Raw genomic sequence first — 20,794 nt, 5'->3', positions numbered from 1 at the left:
TCAGACCTCGACGATCCCCGGCGCGGGCGGAGGCGGCGGCGCGAGCTGCCGCTGCGGCACGCCATGGGCCTCGCGGTGCAGCCGCTCCATGCGGGTGTCGAGCTCGGCGGCGGCGTCGGCGGCATCGCTGAGGCTGTCGACGAGGTGCGCCGGCACCTGGTTGGAGAACTTGTAGTAGATCTTGTGCTCCAGGCTCGCCCAGAAGTCCATCGCGATGGTCCGGAACTGCACCTCGACCGGCACGGACAGCGCGCCCGTCGAGAGGAAGACGGGGACCTCGATGATGGCGTGCAGGCTCTTGTACCCGTTCGGCTTCGGGTTCGCGATGTAGTCCTTCACCGTGCGGACGGTCACGTCGTCCTGCGCGGTCAGCAGATCGAACAGCCGGTAGACGTCGGCGACGAAGCTGCAGGTCACCCGCACTCCGGCGATGTCGGTGATCTCGGCACGGATGCGGTCGAAGTCCGGGTCGTCGATACCCTTCCTGGCGATCTTCTCGACGATGCTGTCCGGCGACTTCAGCCGGCTCTTCACGTGCTCGATGGGGTTGTACGCGTGGTCGTGGGTGAACTCGTCGCGGAGGATCGAGATCTTCGTCTCCACCTCGCGCATCCCGAACTCGTACTCGCGGAGGAAGCGCTGCAGCTGGTCGCGGAGCTCCTTCGCCTCGGAGATCAGGTGCTCGTCGACGGGGATCACGCTCATGGGGACGACGTTATCGATCCGTGATCGGAAACCCCTGTGGATTCGGAATGCCGTCAGAGGTCGTAGACGTCCCGGCGGTGGGCGACGCGGACCACGGTGACGAGCACCCGCTCGTCCTCGACCTCGTAGAGCACACGGTAGTCGCCGATCCGCACGCGCCAGGCGTTGTCGAACCCGGCGAGCTTGCGGACGCCGTGCGGACGAGGATCCCTTTCGAGGTCGGAGATCCCGGCGAGGATGCGCCGACGGAGCTGAGGATCCAGCTTGCGGACCTCCTTCGCCGCTGCGGTGGTGAACTCGACGCGGTACCGCGTCACGGGAGTTCCGCACGGAGGTCACCGAGCGAGACTCGACCCCCGTCGTCTGCCGCCTTCGCCGCTCCGAACTCCGCCGCATCCCGCGCAGCCTCGAGCTCTTCCAGGAGCTCCAGGTCGTCGACGCCGATCACGACCGCGGTGAGCTTGCCGTGACGCGTCACCCCCACCCGCTCCGCCCCGTACGCGACACCACCGAGAACGTCGGCGAGCTGATCGCGCAGGTCCTTCGACGGCACGCTGCGGCTGAGAGTGTTCATGCGTACAGAATACCTCTTATGTACATAATGGGGCTCACCTCTTCGCAGTGACGCGGGCGTCCTCGAGGTGCTGGCCGGAGAGCAGACCGGGGAGGCCGCGCCCCTGGCGGGTGGTGAACAGCAGCACGATCGCGACGAGGATCAGCACCGAGGAGAGCGCGTCGAACACCCCGCCGAGCATCCCGAGAGCCGTGAGTCCGCCGATGCCGCCCGCCCAGCGCAGCAGCCGGGCGAGCGCGGCCGGCAGTCGCGACCCGGTGTAGCGCAACTGCACGGCGAGGTCTCCCACCGAGCGGCCGGTGACCAGGATGACCACGAGCCACAGCGCACAGGCGGCCGCCGTGCTCACCGTGCCGGCGAGGGTGCCGTCGAGAACGGCCTGACGGTCCTGCACGACGTACTCGAGCCAGAGCTGCACCCCGACGCCCCCGGCGAGCACGACGAAGCCGTTCGCGAGCCCGTCGCACAGCATCGCCAGCGCGCGGCGACCCCGGGTGACCGGGCGCGGCTCATCGGCATCCGCCCGCGCCTGCAAGCCGCGCAGCGACCGGGGCACCACGAGAGCGAGCACCGAACCGAGCACGGCTCCGGTCGTGTTCGTCATCAGGTCGCCCACGTCGAAGAAGCGGTAGGCGCACGGGTACAGACCCCAGACGCCGGTGAGCTGCGTGGTCTCCACGAGCAGCGAGAGCCCGAAGCCGGCGAGGAGCGCGGTCGGGAGGCCGCGTCCGCCCAGCACGCGGAGGAACGCCCCGAGCGGGACGAACAGCAGCACGTTGAACACGAGCTGGAGCAGGGCCGGCTGGCGCAGCGGGTTGCCCGGCGCCGCGAACGCCTTCTGCACGTCGCGCACCACGGACATCGGGTCGGTGATCGCCCCCACGCAGCGGATGGCGTCCGGGTCGGGCAGCGGGAGCAGCGTGTACGTCCAGATGGCCCAGAAGTAGACGAGCGCCGCGAGCCAGAGCAGCGTGCGGCCGAGCGAGAGGCGTCCGCGACGGCGGTAGCTGATCGCGACGAAGGGCACGAAGAGGACGACGCCCGCGGCCAGGCCGATCGCCACGGCGATGACCCCCAGAACCACCTGATCCCCCACTGACGCAAGGTTACCGGCAGGCCGTGAGGATTCCGTGAGGGAGCGCCACCGGGCCGTAGGGATTCCGTGAGGATCGCGTGAGGGCGTCCCCGGTCGGCGTAGTGTCGCCGGACGTGTCAGAACAAACGAGGCCGACTCCGGACGCGCCGCCGCGCGCCAAGCGCATCCTGCTCGGCGACCCGCTGACGAGCGCCCAGGTGGACGAGCAGCTCCTCCCCAAGCGCATGGCGCTGCCGATCTTCGCCTCGGACGCGCTGAGCTCGGTGGCCTACGCCCCGCAAGAGCTCGTGATGATCCTGCTCATCGGCGGCCTCACCTTCCTGTCGTTCACCCCGCTCGTCGCAGCAGCGGTCGTCGTGCTGCTGCTCGTGGTGGTGCTCAGCTACCGGCAGCTCATCAAGGCGTACCCCTCCGGCGGCGGCGACTACGAGGTCGCGTCGAAGAACCTCGGCGAGATCCCCGGGGTGATCGTGGCCGCGGCCCTCCTCGTCGACTACGTGCTCACGGTGGCCGTGTCGGTCGCGTCCGGAGTGGACAACATCATCTCGGCAGTGCCGGCGCTCGACCCGCTCCGCGTGGAGCTCGCGGTCGGCTTCGTCGTGCTCATCATCATCGTGAACCTCCGCGGGGTTCGGGAGGCGTCGCTCGTGTTCGCCATCCCCACCTACGTGTTCATCGGCTCGGTCGGCATCATGATCGTCACCGGGCTCCTCCGTACGGCACTCGGCGACGCCCCGATCGCGTCCAGCGCGGAGTTCGCCGTGCAGGCCGAGAGCCTCAGCCAGGCGGCCGTGCTGCTGCTCATCCTCCGGGCGTTCTCCAGCGGCTGCTCCGCGCTGACCGGGGTCGAGGCCGTGTCGAACGGCGTCCCCGCGTTCCGGGCCCCGAAGGTGCGCAACGCCCAGTCGACCCTCGTGCTCATGGGGACCATCGCGATCTGCCTGTTCTCCGGACTCACCGCGCTCGCCCTCATCGCCGGCGTGCACTACGCCGAGAACCCCTGCGACCTCATCGGCTTCGACTGCACGACCCCGCAGCCGAGCCTCATGGCGCAGATCGCCGCGGCGACGTTCGGCGGCGGCAGCATCCCGTTCTTCATCGTGCAGGCGGCCACGGCCTGCGTGCTGCTCCTCGCGGCGAACACCGCCTTCAACGGGTTTCCCCTGCTCGGCGCCGTGCTCGCCCGCGACGGCTACGCCCCGAAGTCGCTGAACACCCGCGGCGACCGGCTCGTGTTCTCCAACGGCATGATCCTCCTCGGGATCGCCGCGATCGCCGTGCTCGTGGTGTTCCAGGCCCGGCTGACGACGCTGATCCAGCTCTACATCATCGGCGTCTTCGTCTCCTTCTCCCTCGGCCAGATCGGCATGGTGCGGCACTGGCGGCGGGCGCTGCGCGCGCCCGTTCCACCGGACGGCGACGGCGCCGCGGACCGGCGTTCCGCGCGCGTGGGGCTGCTCATCAACTCCGCCGGGGCGACGCTGACCGTGCTCGTGCTGGTCATCGTGACGATCACGAAGTTCACGCACGGCGCCTACCTCGTGTTCTTCGCCATCCCGGTGCTCGCGTTCCTCATGATCGGCGTCAAGCGGTACTACCGGGACGTCGAGCACGAGATCGCCATCGACGACACCACCCGCTTCGGCGCCTCCGGCGACGTCGCCATCGTCCTCGTGAACCATCTGCAGAAGCCGGTCATGAAGGCCATCGACTATGCCATCGCCGCCAAGCACGACAAGACCCTCGCCGTGCACGTGGCCGTGTCGCAGGACGATGCCGCCCGCCTGCAGCAGGAGTGGGCGGACCACCTCGTGCCGGTGCCGCTCGTGATCGTCGAGTCGCCGTACCGCTCGTTCGCGCAGCCCGTGACGCAGTTCATCCGGCAGTACCGCGAGAAGCACGGCTCCTCCGTCGTCACGGTCTACCTGCCGCAGTACATCGTGGGGCACTGGTGGGAGAACTTCCTGCACAACCGGCGCGCCCGCCGCCTCGCGAACCAGCTCATGCTCGTGCACGGGGTGTCGATCACCCTGGTGCCGTGGCTGCTCGATTCGTCCGAGCTCATCTACGGCCGGCGCTCGCGTCCGCTGCCCGGTCAGGAGCGGGCGGGACGGCCCGTCGTGGTGGCCGGGCGCCGGGCGCACCGCCCCGCCGGGCCGCCGTCCGAGTCCTGACGGCGGCGCTCAGCTTCCGGAGAGGACCGCACCGAGGATCGTCGCGGCCTCGGGGAAACGGGACGGGTCGGCGCTCGCGTAGTTGAGCCGCACGTAGGAACCGGACGGCTCCGCGGGGAACCACTCGCTCCCCGGCGCGATGACGAGGCCGCGGGCCGCGCACTCCCGGACGACGGCTGCGGCGTCGGTGCCGTCGGGCAGACGCAGCCAGAGGTTCAGCCCGCCGACCGGCACGGCCTCCACCAGCGCGGTGGGCGCCTGCGCGGCCAGGCACGACAGCAGCAGGTCGCGCCGCGAGCGCAACTGCTCCCGGAAGCCGCGGAGGTGTGTGCGCCACGCCGGCTGCGTCACCACGTCGAGGGCCGCGGCCTGGAGGAGGCCGCTGACGTACATCGACTCCGCCGCACGATCGGCGAGGATGCGATCCCTGGCGGGGCCGCGCGCGATCACCGCCGCCACCCGCAGGGACGGCGACACGCTCTTCGTCAGTGAGCGCAGGTACACCACATGGCCGTCGTGGTCGGAGGCGGCCACGGGGCGGGGGTCGGCGTCGATGCCGAGGTCGTGCGCCCAGTCGTCCTCGATGAGGAAGGCGCCGTGGCGACGCACCGCGTCGAGCACGGCCTCCCCGGTCGCCGCCGGCCACTGCGCGCCGGTGGGGTTCGCGAACGTGGGCTGCGCGTAGAACGCCCGGGCCCCGGTCTCGGCGAGCGCCCTGTCGACCGCATCCGGGTCCGGTCCATGCGGCCCCGAAGGGACGGGAACGAGCACGACCCCCGCCTGCTCTGCCGCCAGCAGCGCCCCCCAGTAGGTCGGCGACTCGATGAGCAGCGGCCGGCCGACGCCGACGACCGCCCGGAAGATCGAGCTCAGCCCGCTCTGGCTCCCGGAGATGACGACGGCGTCGCGGGCGGTCGGCACCGTGATCCCCGCCGGGGCCGCCGCGGCCAGCTCCGCCGCGAACCACTCCTGCAGCCCGGGCTCGCCGGCTGCGGGCGAGCGGGTGAGGGCGGACGCGGTCCGGGAGGCGCGCACGAGGGCCTGGCGCACCAGCCGCTCGGGGAGGAGATCCGGAGCCGGATAGCCGGAGTGCAGCCCGATCGCGTCCGGCGAGGTCGGGCGCTGCGCCGAGGAGAGGCCGTCCAGGCGTACGGCGGCTGCCCCCAGCGCTCCGGACTGCCAGCCGTAGTCCGCCGGTAGGACGGTGCGCGCGGCGCGGACGAAGGTGCCGACGCCGGGTCGCGCGTCCACGAGCCCGAGGCGGACGAGCTGCTGCACGGCCTTCTGCACGGTCACGGGGCTCGCGGCGTACTCGGCCGTGAGCGCCCGGTTGGAGGGGAGGCGGGCGCCGGGTGCGGCGGTGGCGATCCAGGCTCGGAGGCCGGCCACGATGCGCGCGGTGCTATCCTGACTCATGAAAGAACACAGTAGCGTTATCCGTCCGAACGGAACACTGCTATCCCGCGCTGCCGGTCCCGGGTGGGGACTGCTGGGCGTCGTCGCCTTCTCGTTCACGCTCCCGTTCACGCGGATCGCGCTCGGCGGCGGACTCTCGCCGCTGTTCATCGGCTCCGCCCGTGCGGTCGTCGCCGCCGTGCTCGCCGCGGTCGTCCTCCTCGTCACGCGTCAACAGCCGCCGAGCCCGGTCCAGTGGGCACGACTCGCGATCGTCGCGCTCGGTGTGGTCGCGGGCTTCCCGCTGCTGACCTCGTTCGCGATGACCACGACGCCGGCGAGTCACGGGGCGGTCGTGATCGGTCTCCTCCCCGCCGCGACCGCCGTGGCCGTCGTGCTGCGCACCCGCGAGCGCCCGTCCGCCTCGTTCTGGGTGTTCGCGCTTCTCGGGTCCGCGGCGGCCCTCGTCTTCGCGACGGTGCAGAACGGCACGCCCGGCGCCCTCCGCCCCGCCGACCTCCAGCTGTTCGGCGCCGTGATCGCCGCGGCCGTCGGCTACGCGGAGGGTGGCCTGCTCGCCCGCGAACTCGGCGCCTGGCAGACGATCTCGTGGGCACTGGTCCTCGCTGCCCCCGTGATGCTCGCGGTGGCCGTGGTCGCCGGGGTCGCCGCCCCGCCCGTCGCCAGCCCCACCGCGTGGCTCGCGTTCGCCTACCTGGCCGCGGTCAGCATGTTCCTCGGATTCTTCGCCTGGTACCGCGGCCTCGCCATCGGCCCGATGGCGCAGGTGAGTCAGATCCAGCTCGTGCAGCCCGTCATGGGCATCACCTGGGCCTCCTTCCTCTTCCATGAGGACGTCGGCATCGCCACGGTGCTCGGGGGCCTCGCCGTCGTCGTGTGCGCCGGGCTCGCCGTCCGCACCCGCAGCTCTCGTCCCACCCCCACCCCCACCCGACAGGAGGCGCCGTGCGTCACACCCCCCGCTACCTCATGACCGACCCCGACGAGGTGAAGCGCCTCATCCGCGCCCACCCGCGGGCGGCGTTCGTCTCACCGGTCTCCGCCGGCCTCGTTGCCTCGCACTACCCGGCGCTGCTCGACGAGGACGAGGACGACATCGTGCTCGTGAGCCAGGGGGACCTCGTGCCGACGTGGAACCACGTCAGCGCGCCCCTCTCCGGCACCCCCGAGATCGTCACCGCGGAGGAGAACGACGCCATGCTGACCCGGCTCACCGACCACTTCGAGGGTGTGCGGCCGCACGGGCGGAGCCTCGCGGAGGACGAGCCCGGCACCCGGCGGGCGGCGAAGGGCACGGTGGGCCTGCGGCTTCGGGTCGCCCGGTTCGACGCCGTCCACCCCGCCCTGGCCGCCGAGATGCGTCGCGTCTGACCCCCGTTCGAATCGCCCACTTTGCTCCATCGCGGCCGGATTTGCCGCAAAGTAAGCGATTCGAAACGGGGTCAGAGGACGAGCGTGGCGAGGACGACGGTGGGCACCGCGGCGACGGCCCCCCAGAGCGCGAAGCGACCCCAGCGGATCTCGACCCCGAGCGCCGTCACGCGATGGTGCCAGAGGAGTGTCGCGAGCGAGGCCCACGGTGTGATGAGCGGACCGAGGTTCACGCCGATCAGCAGGGCCATCAGGGCGACCGGGTCCCCTGCCGCGGGTTCGAGCACGAGGTAGGCCGGGAGGTTGTTGATCGCGTTCGCGCTCACGGCCCCGAGCGCCGCGAGCCGGAACAGGTCGCCGAGAGAGTCGCCGTTCGCGGTCGGGGACGTCAGGAAGTCGAGCAGCCCCTGCGCGTGCGCGGTCTCGACCAGCACGAACAGCGACGCGGCGAGCGCGAGCGCCTGCCACGGGACGAGCGAGAGCCGCAGGGCGTGGCGGCGACGGACGGCGAACAGCACGATCAACGCGAGTGCTGCGACCGTCGCCGGGATCCACACGTCGGGGGTCAGCGCGAGCAGCGGCATCAGCACGACGAGGACGCCGGTGGCGCTCCAGAACAGCGTCGGGTCGGCGGGGCGTCGGGGCTCGGGCGTCTCGTATGCGCCGAAGACCGTGCGTCGATGCAGGACGGTGAGGATCGCGACGGGCACCAGAATCCCCACGAGCGTGGGCGCCCAGCTCAGCGCGATGAACGCCCCTGGGCCTTCCCCCATCGCGGGCGCGGCAAGCAGGTTCGTGAGGTTCGAGACCGGCAGCGCGAGGGACGCGGTGTTGGCGAGCCAGACGGTGGCCAGGGCGAACGGCAGCGGGGAGACGCCGATGCTCTGCGCCAGCACGACCACCACCGGGGTGACGATCACGGCGGTCGTGTCGAGCGAGAGGAACACGGTGCTCACCACCGCGAGCACGACCACCAGCGCCCACAGCACCACCACGCGGCCTCGACCCCAGCGCGCGAGGCGCTGGGAGACGACGTCGAACACCGCTGCATCGCGGGCGAGCTCGGCGACGATCGTGATCGCGACGACGAACCCCAGCACGGGCGCGATCCGTTCCCCGAGCGCACCGGCGTCCGTCCGCGGCAGGAACCCGGTGAGCACGCACCCGAGCGCGACCACCACGAGCCCGGCGACGATCCCCGTCCCCGTCCCGATCCGCATCCGTCTGATTCCCACCTCGTGAGCATAGGGCCGGCACCCCCTTTCGAATCGCGCACCTGGCTGCATCGGCGGCGGGTTGGGGACCAGGTGCGCGATTCGAAGGCCGTCTCCGTGAGCAACCCGCATGCATCCGGGGGGGTGGGCGTAGGGGAACCGTGAGGATCGGCGGATGCGGCGGGACGGCGCAGTTGGATCGAGGACGTGCTCGACATCATCTACCTCGCGCTGACCCTGGCGCTGTTCGCCCTCGTGTCCCTCATCGCCAAGGCGGTGGACCGCGCATGATCGTCTTCGAGATCCTCGCCGCCGTCCTCGCCGTCGCCGCGGTCGTCTATCTGGTCGTGGCGCTCGTCGCCCCGGAGCGCTTCTGATGGACGCGGCCCTCCTGTACGGCGTCCTCCAGATCACGGCCGTCGTGGTCGTGCTCGTGCTCCTCTACCGTCCCCTCGGCGACTACATCGCGCACGTCTACACCTCCGGCCGCGACCTGCGCGTCGAGCGCGGGCTCTACCGGGTGATCGGCGTCGACCCCCGCTCCGAGCAGACCTGGCGCGCCTACGCCCGCAGCGTGCTGCTGTTCTCGCTCGTCGGCCTCCTGCTCGTCTACGGGCTGCAGCGGCTCCAGGCCTTCCTGCCCGCGTCGCTCGGCCTGCCCGCTGTGCCCGAGGGACTCGCGTTCAACACGGCCGCGTCCTTCGTCGCGAACACCAACTGGCAGTCGTACTCGCCCGAGCAGACCATGGGCTACACGGTGCAGCTCGCGGGCCTCACGGTGCAGAACTTCGTCTCCGCCGCCGTCGGCCTCACCATCGCCATCGCCCTCGTCCGCGGGCTCGCGCGCCGCGGCTCCGCGACGATCGGCAACTTCTGGGTCGACCTCACCCGCGGCCTGGGGCGGCTGCTCCTCCCGCTCGCCCTGATCGGCGCGGTGGCCCTGCTCGCGGGCGGCGTGATCCAGAACGTGAACGGCTTCACCGACGTCGCCACGGTCTCCGGCGGCACGCAGACGATCCCCGGCGGTCCGGTCGCGTCGCAGGAGGCCATCAAGCTGCTCGGCACCAACGGCGGCGGCTTCTTCAACGCCAACTCCGCCCACCCCTTCGAGAACCCGACCGGGTGGACCAACCTCCTCGAGGTGCTGCTGATCCTGGTGATCCCGTTCGCCCTCCCCCGCACGTTCGGCCGACTGGTCGGCGACCACCGCCAGGGGTACGCGATCGTCGCGGTCATGGGCACCCTGTTCCTCGCCTCGCTCGCCGCACTCTCGGCCCTGGAGCTGGCGGGACGCGGCGCCGCGCCTGAACTCGCCGGGGCGGCGATGGAAGGCAAGGAGCAGCGCTTCGGCATCCTCGGCTCGACCCTGTTCGGCAGCGCGAGCACCCTCACCTCGACCGGGGCCGTGAACTCGATGCACGACTCGTACACCGCGCTCGGCGGCATGATGCCGATGCTGAACATGATGCTCGGCGAGGTCGCTCCGGGCGGCGTCGGCTCCGGTCTGTACGGGATGCTCGTGCTCGCGATCGTCGCGGTCTTCGTCGGCGGGCTGCTCGTCGGCCGCACTCCGGAGTGGCTCGGGAAGCGCATCGGCCCGCGGGAGATGACCCTCGCGAGCCTCTACATCCTCGTGGTGCCGGCGCTCGTCCTCGGCGGCACGGCCCTGAGCTTCGCGATCCCCGGGATCCGCGAGGACGTGGAGTCCACGAGCATCCTCAACCCCGGTGTGCACGGCATGAGCGAGGTGCTCTACGCGTTCACCTCCGCCGCGAACAACAACGGCTCCGCGTTCGCCGGACTCACCGCGAACACCCCGTGGTTCAACACCGCCCTGGGCGTCGCGATGCTGCTCGGGCGCTTCCTCCCGATCGTGCTCGTGCTGGCCCTCGCCGGGTCGTTCGCCGCGCAGGAGCGGGTGCCGGCCACGACCGGCACGCTCCCCACCCACCGGCCGCAGTTCGTCGGCCTGCTCCTCACCGTGACCGTCGTCGTGACGGCCCTCACCTACTTCCCCGTGCTCGCACTGGGACCGCTCGCCGAAGGACTCTGACCATGACCCTCCTGACCACCCCTCCCGAACAGCAGGACGCCCCCGCCGTCCCGGCCCGCCCGCCGCGTTCCTTCAGCGGCGCCCAGCTCGCGCAGGCGCTCCCCGGCGCCCTCCGCAAGCTGAACCCCGCGACGCTCGTGCGCAACCCCGTGATGCTCCTCGTGTGGGTCGGCGCCGCGTTCACGACCGTCCTCGCGATCGCGGAGCCCTTCCTCGGCGGACCCGCCCCCTCCGGCGGCACTCCCGTCCCGGCGGCGTTCACCTGGGGCATCGCGATCTGGCTCTGGCTGACCGTGTTCTTCGCGAACGTCGCGGAGTCGGTCGCCGAGGGGCGCGGCAAGGCGCAGGCCGCGAGCCTGCGGAACACCCGCACCCAGACGATGGCGCGGCGGGTGGTGGGCCCTTCGACAGGCTCAGAGACCCAGGAGCCCGAGACGGAGACGGTGTCGTCGGCGGAGCTGCAGCGCGACGACCTCGTGATCGTCACCGCAGGCGAGCTGATCCCGGGCGATGGCGACATCGTCGCGGGCATCGCGACGGTCGACGAGTCGGCCATCACCGGCGAGAGCGCCCCCGTCGTCCGCGAATCCGGCGGCGACCGCAGCGCCGTCACCGGCGGCACCCGGGTGCTGTCCGACCGGATCGTCGTGCGCATCACGTCGAAGCCCGGCGAGACGTTCGTCGACCGCATGATCGCGCTCGTCGAGGGGGCGAGCCGGCAGCGCACCCCGAACGAGATCGCCCTGAACATCCTCCTCGCGAGCCTGTCGATCGTGTTCGTCGTCGTCGTCCTCGCGCTGAATCCGATCGCGTCGTACGCCGCGTCGCCGGTGAGCATCCCCGTCCTCATCGCCCTGCTCGTCTGCCTCATCCCGACCACGATCGGCGCGCTCCTCTCCGCCATCGGCATCGCGGGTATGGACCGGCTCGTACAGCGGAACGTCCTGGCGATGTCGGGGCGGGCGGTGGAGGCCGCGGGCGACGTCACCACGCTGCTCCTCGACAAGACCGGCACCATCACCCACGGCAACCGCCGCGCCCACACCGTGCTGCCGCTCACCGGAGTGGACGCCGCCGAGCTGCTGCGCACCGCCGCCCTCTCCTCCCTCGCCGATCCGACGCCGGAGGGCGCGTCGATCGTCGAGCTCGCCGCCGCCCGGGGGATCCGGGTCGAGGCCCCGGCGGATGCCGTCGTCGTCCCGTTCACGGCGCAGACGCGCATGAGCGGTCTCGACCTCGCCGACGGCACGCAGATCCGCAAGGGCGCGGCCTCGGCCGTGGCGGCCTGGCTGGGTCAGACCCCCGATGACGAGCTCACGACCCTCACCGACGACGTCGCCTCGGGCGGCGGCACGCCCCTCGTCGTCGCGGTGCAGGGCCCTTCGACAAGCTCAGGCCCTTCGACAGGCTCAGGGACCCATCCTGTGGAAGCGCGGATCCTCGGGGTCGTGCACCTCAAGGACATCGTCAAGGACGGCCTGCGCGAGCGGTTCGACGAGCTGCGCAGCATGGGCATCCGCACGGTCATGATCACCGGAGACAACCCCCTCACCGCGAAGGCCATCGCGGCCGAGGCCGGCGTCGACGACTACCTCGCCGAGGCCACGCCGGAGGACAAGCTCGACCTCATCCGCCGCGAACAGGAGGGCGGGCGCCTCGTCGCGATGACCGGGGACGGCACGAACGACGCCCCCGCACTCGCCCAGGCCGACGTCGGCGTCGCGATGAACACGGGCACCTCGGCGGCCAAGGAGGCGGGCAACATGGTCGACCTCGACTCCGACCCGACCAAGCTCATCGACATCGTCCGCATCGGCAAGCAGCTGCTCATCACCCGCGGCGCGCTGACGACGTTCTCGCTCGCGAACGACATCGCGAAGTACTTCGCCATCATCCCGGCGATGTTCATGGGCGTGTTCCCCGGACTCGCGGCACTGAACATCATGCAGCTGCACTCGCCGGCCTCGGCGGTCACGAGCGCGATCATCTTCAACGCCATCGTGATCGTGTTCCTCATCCCGCTCGCGCTCCGCGGCGTGACCTACCGGCCGGCGAGCGCCTCGCAGATCCTGCAGCGGAACCTGCTCGTCTACGGCCTCGGCGGCGTCATCGCCCCGTTCGTGGGCATCAAGCTCATCGACCTCCTCGTCAGCCTCCTCCCCGGCTTCTGACCGGGCTCGAAAGGAACGCCATGTCGTCCACCACCCGCACCACGATGCGCACCGCCGGTGTCGCCGTCCGCGCGATGCTCGTCCTCACCCTCGTCCTCGGCGTCGGGTACACGCTGCTCGTCACCGGCATCGGCCAGCTCGTCCTCCCCGCCCAGGCGAACGGCTCGATGCTCCCCGGCGACCGGGGCAGCGCTCTCATCGGCCAGTCCTTCACGGATGCCGAGGGCGAGGCCCTGCCGGAGTACTTCCAGTCCCGCCCCTCGGCAGCCGGCGACGGGTACGACGGGGCGTCGTCGGGCGGCAGCAACCTCGGGCCGGAGAATCCCGACCTCGTCGCCGCGATCGCCGAACGGAAGGCCGAGATCGCCGCGAGGGAGGGGGTCGATCCGTCCGCGGTGCCCGCGGACGCCGTGACTGCATCCGGTTCCGGTCTCGACCCGCACATCAGCGTCGCGTACGCCCTGCTGCAGGTGCCGCGGGTGGCCGCCGCCCGCGACCTGCCGGAGGACGAGGTCCGGGCGCTGGTGGAGTCTAGGATTCAAGGGCGGGACCTGGGGTTCCTCGGCGAGGAGCGCATCAACGTCGCGGAGCTGAATCTCGCACTCGACGACCGGGAGGGTGCATGAGCGCAGAGCGGCCGCCGCGCCCCGCGACGGACCGGAACCGCCGCGGGCGACTGCGCGTCCTCCTCGGTGCCGCGCCGGGGGTCGGGAAGACCTTCGAGATGCTCGCCGAGGGCCGGAGGCTCCGCGACGAGGGCCGCGACGTCGTCATCGCGATCGTCGAGACCCATGGTCGTGCCGCCACGGCCGCCCTGACCTCCGGACTGCCCGAGGTGCCGCGCCGGGAGGACGCCCACCGCGGGGTCGTCCTCTCCGAGCTCGACCTCGACGCGGTGCTCGCTCTCGGCCCGGAGATCGCGCTCGTGGACGAGTTCGCGCACACGAACGCCCCCGGCTCGCGGAACCCGAAGCGCTGGCAGGACGTCGAGGAGCTGCTGGACGCGGGGATCGACGTCGTCACTACCGTGAACGTGCAGCACATCGAGTCGCTGAACGCGGTCGTGGAGAAGATCACCGGCATCGCCCAGCGCGAGACGATCCCGGACGCGGTCGTCCGCGCTGCCGACGAGATCGAGGTCGTCGACCTCGCACCGCAGACGCTCCGCGACCGCCTCGCCGCCGGCCTCGTCTACCCCGCGGAGCGCATCGATGCCGCGCTCTCGCACTACTTCCGGCTCGGCAACCTCACCGCCCTGCGGGAGCTCGCCCTGCTGTGGCTCGCCGACGAGGTCGACAGCGCGCTCCGCACCTATCGCGCCGAACAGGGCATCGCCGGAGCGTGGCAGGCACGCGAACGCGTGGTCGTCGCCCTCACCGGCGGCCCGGAGGGCGAGACGCTGCTGCGCCGCGGGGCCCGTATCGCCGCCCGGTCCGCCGGCGGGGAGCTGCTCGCCGTGCACGTGACCGCCCAGGACGGCCTGCGCGACGAGACCCCCGGCGCCCTCGCCGCGCAGCGCTCCCTCGTCGAGTCGCTCGGCGGGACCTACCATCAGGTGGTCGGCGACGACATCCCGGCGACACTGGTGGAGTTCGCCCAGGGCGCCGACGCCACGCAGCTCGTGATCGGCGTGAGCCGGCGCGGCCGCCTCGCCGCCGCGCTCACCGGGCCCGGCATCGGCGCCGAGGTCATCCGCCGCTCGGGCGACATCGACGTGCACATCGTGACCCACGCCGCGGCGGGCGGCCGTCTCGCCCTTCCCCGCATCACCGGCGGTGCGCTCGGCTGGCGGCGTCAGGCCCTCGGCTTCGGTGTGGCCCTCGTGTTCGGCCCGCTGCTGTCGTGGCTGATGTTCACGTTCCGCAGCCCGGAGTCGATCACGGCCGAGGTGCTCGCCTACCAGCTGCTCGTCGTGGTCGTCGCCCTCATCGGCGGCATCCGGCCCGCCGTCTTCGCCGCCGTGCTCTCCGGCATCACCCTCGACTTCCTCTTCGTCGCCCCGCTGTTCACGATCACGATCGCGCACCCGCTGCACGTGCTCGCCCTCACCCTCTACGTCATCATCGCGATCCTCGTGAGCCTCATCGTCGACCAGGCCGCCCGCCGAGCGCGGACCGCGCAACGGGCGACCGCCGAGGCGGAGCTTCTCGCGGCCGTGGCCGGGAACGTGCTCCGCGGCGACAACGCCGTGCTCGCCCTCGTCAGCCGCACGCGGGAGGCGTTCGGGCTGAGCGGGGTGCGGCTGCTCACCCCGTCCGGGGACGTGCTGGCGAGCGACGGCGAGCCGGTGCCGGACGGCCGCGCCACGACCATCCCGGTCGGGGTCGCGTCCGGTGGGGGCCCGCGGGCCGTGCTGGAGCTCAACGGCGAGCCGATCGCCGGTCCGGAGCGCCGCCTGCTCGACGCGATCGTCGCCCAGCTCGCCGCCGCCATCGAGCACACCGACCTCCGCGCGACCGCCCGGGAGGCGGAGGCCCTCGCCGAGACGGACCAGGTGCGCAGCGCCCTCCTCTCCGCCGTCAGTCACGACCTGCGACGGCCGCTGGCCTCGGCGGTCGCGGCGATCGGCGGCCTCCGCGGCGCGCACGGCCTGTCCGCCGAGGACCGCGCGGAGCTGCTGGAGACCGCGGACGAGAGTCTCGCGACCCTCTCCACCCTCGTCACCGACCTCCTCGACGTGAGCCGCGTGGAGGCGGGGGTGCTCGCGGTCTCGGCTCAGCGGATCGACGCAGCCGGCCCCGTGCTCGCCGCCGTGGACGAGCTCGGCCTCGGCCCCGCCGACGTCGAGCTCACCCTCGACCCCGACCTCCCGCCGCTCCACGCCGACCCGGTGCTGCTGCAGCGGGTGCTCGTGAACGTGCTCGCCAACGCCCACCGGCACGCCCCCGAGGGCAGCCGTGTGCTCGTGTCGAGCAGTCGGCTGGGCGATCGGGCAGAGCTCCGGATCGTCGACCGCGGCGAGGGCATCGCGCCCGAACGACGGGATGCGATCTTCCAGCCGTTCCAGCGCTTCGGCGACACCGACAACACGACCGGGCTGGGGCTCGGACTCGCCCTGTCGCGCGGATTCACCGAGGGCATGGGCGGTAGCCTGACACCGGAGGACACCCCCGGGGGCGGACTCACCATGGTCATCTCCCTGCCGCTCGCAGGGACCGCCGACACGGAGGGCACGGAGTGAAGCTCCTCATCGCCGACGACGACCCCCAGATGGTGCGGGCGCTGCGGATCACCCTCGCGGCGCACGGCTACGAGGTCGTCGTGGCCGCCGACGGCGCCGCCGCGATCGCCGCCGCGGCGCAGACCCATCCCGACCTCATCATGCTCGACCTCGGCATGCCCCGGCTCGACGGCATCGAGGTGATCCAGGCCCTCCGCGGCTGGACGAACGTGCCCATCATCGTCGTATCGGGGCGGACGGGCTCGGCCGACAAGGTGGAGGCGCTGGACGCCGGGGCGGACGACTTCGTCACGAAGCCCTTCCAGGTCGACGAGCTCCTGGCCCGGCTGCGGGCGCTCTCCCGCCGCGCGATCGCCGCGAACGGGGAGTCCGTGGTCGCGTTCGGGGACGTCGTCGTGGACCTCGCGACGAAGACCGTGACCCGTGCCGGCACCCGCGTGCACCTCACGCCGACCGAGTGGCGGATGCTGGAGCACCTCGCGCGGCACCCGGGCGCGCTGGTGACCCGGCAGGATCTCCTCAAGGAGATCTGGGGCAGCGCGCAGGTGTCCGACTCCGGCTACCTCCGGCTGTACATGTCGCAGCTCCGCAAGAAGCTGGAGCAGGAGCCCTCGACGCCCGTGCACCTGCTCACCGAGTCGGGCATGGGGTACCGTCTGGTCCTCTAGCGACCGAGTGGGGCGCGGTCGCGCGTGCCGGCGCGGCGACGCCGCCGGAGGACCGCCACGACGCCGACGACGACGAGCACGACCGCGACGAAGATCGCGGTGACGGCGGTGGGCGTGCTCTCCGGCTCACCGGCGAGCCGCCCGACCGCGAGCCAGCTCAGGCCCCAGGCGGTCGCGAGCGCGGGAGCGAGGCGGCCGGTGAGCCAGGCCGACGCGGCACCGATCACCAGTACGACCACGAGCACGGCGACGGCCCAGGCGTCGGGAGCGCCCGCCCCGATCTCCGGGACGGTCTGCGTGAGCCAGGCGGCGGTGTTGGCGACCGTCGCGATCGTGACCCAGCCGAAGTGCAGGCCATTCGCCCCGTCGGTGAGGAGGCGGTCGGCGAGGGTGCGCGCGGGGAACCGGCCGAGGAGCACGATGATGCGCGCGAGCGTCGCGAGCAGCAGCCCGATCACGAGCACGGTGAGCCACAGCGTCAGGTACCGCGCCGTCACCAGCCAGAGGCCGTTGAGAACCATCGAGAGGGCGATCCAGCCGCCGACCGCCTGCTGACGCTCGTCCTGTCGCTGCGCGGGGAGAGCCTGCCACACGGTGTAGGCGAGGAGTCCGAGGTAGATGAGCGACCAGATCGAGAACGCCGGTCCCGCGGGGGCGAGGTACGACCCCTGGGCCGAGAGCGCACCGTTCTGCAGCTCGTCGACGGAGTCACCCCCGAACGCGCCCGCGCCGATGGCCGCGGCGATCAGCATGAACACGGCGGCGGCGATCACAAGGCTCTGGCGGGCGATGCCCTTCGTCGAGGTCTCCATGCCCGCACCCTACGCGGGGCGGGAGCGGAAGGCAGCGGCCTTGACAGGGTCCCACCCTTTCGCTAACCAGGTTAGCGAAAGGGTGTATCAGGCCGCAGTGAGGGTGGCGTCGATCAGGACCTCGGCGGCGCGGCGTGCGTGCACGGCAGCCTCCGGATCAGCCCCGATCGCCGCCGTGCTCTGCGCGCCCTCCGCGAGGAGAGAGAGCTGGGCGGCCAGCCCCGCCGGGGCACCGGTGGCCGCGACGAGCTCCGCCATGTACTGCTGGAACGAGGCCTTGTGCGCGCGGACGATCGCGGCCACCTCGGGACTCGTTCCCCCGAGCTCGCCGAACGCGTTGATGAAGGCGCAGCCCCGGAACCCGTCGCTGCAGAACCAGTCCTCCAGGTAGCCGTAGACCGCGAGAAGGCGGGCCCGCGGGTCGTCGCCGCTCTGTGCCACCGCCGCCGTGAGCCCCTGCTCCCACTCGGCGTGCTTCCGGGCCAGCACCGCCGCGACGATGTCGGTCTTCGCCGGGAACAGCGAGTACACGCGCCGCAGCGACACGCCGGCGGCGGACCGGAGCTCGTCCATTCCGACCGCCGCGTAGCCCTTGCGGTAGTAGAGCTCCTCCGCGGCGGAGAGGATGCGTTCGCGCGCCTCGTCTTCGGTCATGTCCAGAAGTCTACTTGACACGAGAACGAACGTTCTCTAGATTGATCACATCAGGCGAGAACGATCGTTCTCACCGGCACCGAAAGGAACACATCATGGGTTACATCACCGTCGGCACCGAGAACACCACCCCGATCGAGCTCTACTACGAAGACCAGGGCAGCGGCCAGCCCGTCGTCCTGATCCACGGCTATCCGCTCAACGGGCACAGCTGGGAGCGCCAGACCCGCGAACTCCTCGCCCAGGGGTACCGCGTCATCACCTACGACCGCCGCGGCTTCGGGCAGTCCTCCAAGGTCGGCTCCGGCTACGACTACGACACGTTCGCCGCCGACCTGAACACGGTGCTCGAGACCCTCGACCTCCGCGACGTCGTGCTCGTCGGCTTCTCCATGGGCACCGGCGAGCTCGCCCGCTACGTCGGCCGCTACGGCCACGAGCGCGTCGCGAAGCTCGCCTTCCTCGCGTCGCTCGAGCCCTTCCTCGTGCAGCGCGACGACAACCCCGAGGGTGTGCCGCAGGAGGTCTTCGACGGGATCGAAGCTGCAGCCAAGGACGACCGCTACGCCTGGTTCACCCAGTTCTACAAGGACTTCTACAACCTCGACGAGAACCTCGGCACGCGCATCAGCCAGCAGGTCGTCGACGCGAACTGGAACCTCTCGGTCACCAGCGCGCCGGTCGCCGCGTACGCCGTGGTCCCGACCTGGATCGAGGACTTCCGCGACGACGTGAAGGCCGTGGCCGCCGCCGCCAAGCCCACCCTGATCCTGCACGGCACGAAGGACAACATCCTGCCGATCGACGCGACCGCCCGCCGCTTCCGTCAGGCCGTCCCCGAGGCCGAGTACGTCGAGGTCGAGGGCGCCCCGCACGGCCTCCTCTGGACCCACGCCGACGAGGTCAACGCCGCGCTGACGCAGTTCCTGGCCCGGTAACCCCGTTCGAATCGCCTGATTGGCCCCATTTCCCCCGGAGATGGGACCAATCGGGCGATTCGAAGCAGGTCAGCGGGAGCGCCAGAGCAGCCAGACGAAGTACGGGGCGCCGATCAGCGCGACCACGAGACCCGCCGGAAGCTGCGCGGGGGCGATCACCGTCCGGCCGATCGTGTCCGCGATGCCGACGAGCAGCCCGCCGAGGAGCACCGCCGTCGGGATCACCCGCGAGTGCCGTGCCCCCACCAGCGCCCGCGCGGCGTGCGGCGCCACCAGCCCCACGAAGCCGATGACCCCGATCGCCGTCACGCTCAGCGCCGCGAGGACGGCCGCCACCAGCAGCAGCGTCAACCGGACGGGTTCCAGCCGGATGCCGACCAGTCGTGGCGTGTCCTCGTCGAGCGACAGCACGTCGAGCTCCCGACGGCTCATCACCACGAACGGCACCGCGATCACGAGGACGATGGCCAGCGGGATGACCTGTTCCCACACCCGGCCGTAGGTCGTCCCGGAGAGCCAGGTGTAGATCTTCGGGGTGTCCCACGGGTTCGACCGCAGCAGGAGGAAGGTCGTGAGGGAGACCGTGAAGTACGAGACCCCGATGCCGATCAGCAGGAACCGGTCCGCGTTCAGGCCGCCCCGCCACGACAGCAGGTAGACGAGGGCGAAGGCGAGCAGCGAGCCCGTGACGGCCCCCACGATCATCCCGCCTGCCGACGACGTGATGCTCGTGATCACCAGCACCGCACCGAGACCGCCGCCGCCGGTGACGCCGAGGATGCCCGGATCGGCGAGCGGGTTGCGGCTCACCCCCTGGATCACGGCGCCGGAGAGGGCGAGCGCGGCGCCGGCGACCACGGCGGCCACGATCCGCGGCGCCCGCTCGTCGAGGGCGAAGGCGATGGGCGCGGGAGCCTGCCCCTGCAGCCACAGCGCGATGTCGCCGGTCAGCAGCCAGGTGTGCCCGGCGAGCAGCCCGAGCAGCAGCACCCCGACCACGCCGAGGGCGACGAGGGCGAGGGTGATCCGGAAGCGCAGGCGGCTGCGGACGCCGAAGCGCACCCGCGGAGGCTCGCGCGTGGGTCCGGCGTCGCGGAGGCGTCGGGCCATGAGCACGAGCACGATCGCGCCGAGCAGCGTCGTCGCGACGCCCGTCGGGATGAGGATCGCGGCCTCCGCGCCGATCAGCGCGCGCAGGAGGGCGTCGGAGAGGATGACGACGAGGGCGCCGAGGAGCCCCGACGCGGGGATCAGCAGCACATGGCGGTTCAGGCTCGGCACCACCCGCGTCAGCAGCCGCGCGAGCACCGGCGCGCACAGGCCGACGAAGCCCATCGGCCCGGCGAGCGTCACCGCGACCGCCGTGAGGGTGACGGCGAGGAGGATCCCGATGGTCCTGGTCGACCGGATCGGCACGCCGAGCGACGAGGCGGTGTCGTCCCCCAGGGACAGGATGTCGAGGCGCCGCGCGAGCACGAGGGCCAGCACCGTGACGACCACGACGACCGGAGCCGCCTGGAGGAACGCGGTGAGTCCGAGCTGCGACAGGCTCCCGCTTCCCCAGGCGAGCAGTCCCTTGGTCTCCTCGTCGAACAGGATGAGCAGTGTCGAGGTCGCGGCCTGGAAGGCGAGCGCGAGCGCGGTGCCGGCGACCGGGCTCGGCCCGCCGGAGACGAGCGCGATCGACACGCCCGCGAGCACGGCGAACAGGATGGACGAGCGGCCGTTGGCGACATCCGCCCAGGTCGCCGGGTCACCCCAGGAGAA

19 protein-coding genes are annotated in these 20,794 nt (G+C 71.7%); 10 read left to right on the top strand and 9 right to left on the bottom strand.

From position 1 onward, the window contains the following. The 4 genes from B2W79_RS14070 to B2W79_RS14055 are packed head-to-tail and all read right to left on the bottom strand — an operon-like array spanning position 1 to position 2,375. Positions 1–705 carry a GTP pyrophosphokinase gene (locus B2W79_RS14070; RefSeq protein WP_025104005.1) on the bottom strand — a complete coding sequence of 235 codons (705 nt, stop codon included), beginning with the start codon at positions 703–705 and terminating at the stop codon, positions 1–3. A 53-nt stretch (positions 706–758) separates the two neighbouring features. Beyond that, positions 759–1,022 (bottom strand): type II toxin-antitoxin system RelE family toxin, encoded by a 264-nt coding sequence (locus B2W79_RS14065; protein WP_071327832.1) that lies wholly within the window; start codon positions 1,020–1,022, stop codon positions 759–761. Then, on the bottom strand, positions 1,019–1,279 hold the full coding sequence (locus B2W79_RS14060) for a type II toxin-antitoxin system prevent-host-death family antitoxin (RefSeq protein WP_071327833.1): 261 nt from the start codon (positions 1,277–1,279) through the stop codon (positions 1,019–1,021). Before B2W79_RS14060 ends, B2W79_RS14065 begins: the two co-directional genes overlap by 4 nt. A 34-nt stretch (positions 1,280–1,313) precedes the next feature. Next, positions 1,314–2,375 (bottom strand): VanZ family protein, encoded by a 1,062-nt coding sequence (locus tag B2W79_RS14055; RefSeq protein WP_292790345.1) that lies wholly within the window; start codon positions 2,373–2,375, stop codon positions 1,314–1,316. Between the two features lie 224 nt (positions 2,376–2,599). Here B2W79_RS14055 and B2W79_RS14050 point away from each other — a divergent pair, with 224 nt between their 5' ends. Beyond that, positions 2,600–4,549: an APC family permease gene (locus B2W79_RS14050; protein ID WP_396654736.1), complete on the top strand. Its 1,950-nt coding sequence runs from the start codon at positions 2,600–2,602 to the stop codon at positions 4,547–4,549. Between the two features lie 9 nt (positions 4,550–4,558). Here the strand turns inward: B2W79_RS14050 and B2W79_RS14045 are convergent, their stop codons facing one another. Beyond that, on the bottom strand, positions 4,559–5,965 hold the full coding sequence (locus tag B2W79_RS14045) for a PLP-dependent aminotransferase family protein (RefSeq protein WP_292790342.1): 1,407 nt from the start codon (positions 5,963–5,965) through the stop codon (positions 4,559–4,561). Between B2W79_RS14045 and B2W79_RS14040 the strand changes: the two genes are divergently transcribed. Then, entirely contained in the window at positions 5,964–6,938 is a 975-nt protein-coding gene (locus B2W79_RS14040; protein ID WP_292790339.1) for a DMT family transporter, read from the top strand. The genes B2W79_RS14045 and B2W79_RS14040 overlap by 2 nt on opposite strands. After that, entirely contained in the window at positions 6,911–7,336 is a 426-nt protein-coding gene (locus B2W79_RS14035; RefSeq protein ID WP_292790337.1) for an FMN-binding negative transcriptional regulator, read from the top strand. Before B2W79_RS14040 ends, B2W79_RS14035 begins: the two co-directional genes overlap by 28 nt. 71 nt (positions 7,337–7,407) lie before the next feature. Here the strand turns inward: B2W79_RS14035 and B2W79_RS14030 are convergent, their stop codons facing one another. Then, positions 7,408–8,556, bottom strand: coding sequence for an SLC13 family permease (locus tag B2W79_RS14030; protein WP_071327838.1), 1,149 nt, complete (start codon positions 8,554–8,556; stop codon positions 7,408–7,410). A 281-nt stretch (positions 8,557–8,837) separates the two neighbouring features. Between B2W79_RS14030 and B2W79_RS14025 the strand changes: the two genes are divergently transcribed. Genes B2W79_RS14025 through B2W79_RS14000 form a run of 6 tightly spaced genes read left to right on the top strand, consistent with a single transcriptional unit; the run spans position 8,838 to position 16,623 of the window. After that, entirely contained in the window at positions 8,838–8,927 is a 90-nt protein-coding gene (locus B2W79_RS14025) for a potassium-transporting ATPase subunit F (protein ID WP_036292752.1), read from the top strand. Beyond that, complete coding sequence (kdpA, locus tag B2W79_RS14020; protein ID WP_071327839.1) at positions 8,927–10,603, top strand: potassium-transporting ATPase subunit KdpA; 1,677 nt, start codon at positions 8,927–8,929, stop codon at positions 10,601–10,603. Before B2W79_RS14025 ends, kdpA begins: the two co-directional genes overlap by 1 nt. A gap of 2 nt (positions 10,604–10,605) precedes the next feature. Then, positions 10,606–12,774 (top strand): potassium-transporting ATPase subunit KdpB, encoded by a 2,169-nt coding sequence (gene kdpB, locus B2W79_RS14015; RefSeq protein WP_292790332.1) that lies wholly within the window; start codon positions 10,606–10,608, stop codon positions 12,772–12,774. Positions 12,775–12,794: 20 nt separating this feature from the next. Continuing rightward, entirely contained in the window at positions 12,795–13,400 is a 606-nt protein-coding gene (gene kdpC, locus B2W79_RS14010; protein WP_292790330.1) for a potassium-transporting ATPase subunit KdpC, read from the top strand. Next, positions 13,397–15,955 (top strand): ATP-binding protein, encoded by a 2,559-nt coding sequence (locus B2W79_RS14005; protein ID WP_292790328.1) that lies wholly within the window; start codon positions 13,397–13,399, stop codon positions 15,953–15,955. The genes kdpC and B2W79_RS14005 overlap by 4 nt, the downstream gene beginning before the upstream one ends. Continuing rightward, positions 15,952–16,623 carry a response regulator gene (locus B2W79_RS14000; protein WP_071327843.1) on the top strand — a complete coding sequence of 224 codons (672 nt, stop codon included), beginning with the start codon at positions 15,952–15,954 and terminating at the stop codon, positions 16,621–16,623. The genes B2W79_RS14005 and B2W79_RS14000 overlap by 4 nt, the downstream gene beginning before the upstream one ends. Here the strand turns inward: B2W79_RS14000 and B2W79_RS13995 are convergent. Together B2W79_RS13995 and B2W79_RS13990 are read right to left on the bottom strand one after the other, a co-directional pair. Continuing rightward, complete coding sequence (locus tag B2W79_RS13995; protein WP_292790325.1) at positions 16,620–17,435, bottom strand: tryptophan-rich sensory protein; 816 nt, start codon at positions 17,433–17,435, stop codon at positions 16,620–16,622. The two genes, B2W79_RS14000 and B2W79_RS13995, sit on opposite strands and share 4 nt — an antisense overlap. Before the next feature lie 87 nt (positions 17,436–17,522). Then, complete coding sequence (locus tag B2W79_RS13990; protein ID WP_292790323.1) at positions 17,523–18,089, bottom strand: TetR/AcrR family transcriptional regulator; 567 nt, start codon at positions 18,087–18,089, stop codon at positions 17,523–17,525. Positions 18,090–18,184: 95 nt separating this feature from the next. On the opposite strand from B2W79_RS13990, the gene B2W79_RS13985 reads away from it, so the two are divergent. Further along, entirely contained in the window at positions 18,185–19,027 is an 843-nt protein-coding gene (locus B2W79_RS13985; RefSeq protein ID WP_292790322.1) for an alpha/beta fold hydrolase, read from the top strand. 69 nt (positions 19,028–19,096) lie between these two features. Here B2W79_RS13985 and B2W79_RS13980 read toward each other — a convergent pair. Continuing rightward, positions 19,097–20,794, bottom strand: a 1,698-nt coding sequence (locus B2W79_RS13980; RefSeq protein WP_292790321.1) for an iron ABC transporter permease, incomplete at its 5' end; no start/stop codon positions are given.

The organism is Microbacterium sp. UBA7513, assembly GCF_002478345.1.
Taxonomy (GTDB): domain Bacteria; phylum Actinomycetota; class Actinomycetes; order Actinomycetales; family Microbacteriaceae; genus Microbacterium.
The sequence above is the reverse complement of the archived record's forward strand: the minus strand, read 5'-3'. Positions and strand labels throughout refer to the sequence as shown.

Excerpts from the sequence above, each read along its gene's own strand:
- B2W79_RS14040 (WP_292790339.1), top strand. The coding sequence starts at position 5,964 with ATGAAAGAACACAGTAGCGTTATCCGTCCGAACGGAACACTGCTATCC.
- kdpA (WP_071327839.1), top strand. The coding sequence starts at position 8,927 with ATGGACGCGGCCCTCCTGTACGGCGTCCTCCAGATCACGGCCGTCGTG.
- B2W79_RS14045 (WP_292790342.1), bottom strand. The coding sequence starts at position 5,965 with ATGAGTCAGGATAGCACCGCGCGCATCGTGGCCGGCCTCCGAGCCTGG.
- B2W79_RS13985 (WP_292790322.1), top strand. The coding sequence starts at position 18,185 with ATGGGTTACATCACCGTCGGCACCGAGAACACCACCCCGATCGAGCTC.
- B2W79_RS13995 (WP_292790325.1), bottom strand. The coding sequence starts at position 17,435 with ATGGAGACCTCGACGAAGGGCATCGCCCGCCAGAGCCTTGTGATCGCC.
- B2W79_RS14025 (WP_036292752.1), top strand. The coding sequence starts at position 8,838 with ATGATCGTCTTCGAGATCCTCGCCGCCGTCCTCGCCGTCGCCGCGGTC.
- B2W79_RS14050 (WP_396654736.1), top strand. The coding sequence starts at position 2,600 with ATGGCGCTGCCGATCTTCGCCTCGGACGCGCTGAGCTCGGTGGCCTAC.
- kdpB (WP_292790332.1), top strand. The coding sequence starts at position 10,606 with ATGACCCTCCTGACCACCCCTCCCGAACAGCAGGACGCCCCCGCCGTC.
- B2W79_RS14030 (WP_071327838.1), bottom strand. The coding sequence starts at position 8,556 with ATGCGGATCGGGACGGGGACGGGGATCGTCGCCGGGCTCGTGGTGGTC.
- B2W79_RS14070 (WP_025104005.1), bottom strand. The coding sequence starts at position 705 with ATGAGCGTGATCCCCGTCGACGAGCACCTGATCTCCGAGGCGAAGGAG.
- B2W79_RS14005 (WP_292790328.1), top strand. The coding sequence starts at position 13,397 with ATGAGCGCAGAGCGGCCGCCGCGCCCCGCGACGGACCGGAACCGCCGC.
- B2W79_RS13990 (WP_292790323.1), bottom strand. The coding sequence starts at position 18,089 with ATGACCGAAGACGAGGCGCGCGAACGCATCCTCTCCGCCGCGGAGGAG.
- B2W79_RS14060 (WP_071327833.1), bottom strand. The coding sequence starts at position 1,279 with ATGAACACTCTCAGCCGCAGCGTGCCGTCGAAGGACCTGCGCGATCAG.
- kdpC (WP_292790330.1), top strand. The coding sequence starts at position 12,795 with ATGTCGTCCACCACCCGCACCACGATGCGCACCGCCGGTGTCGCCGTC.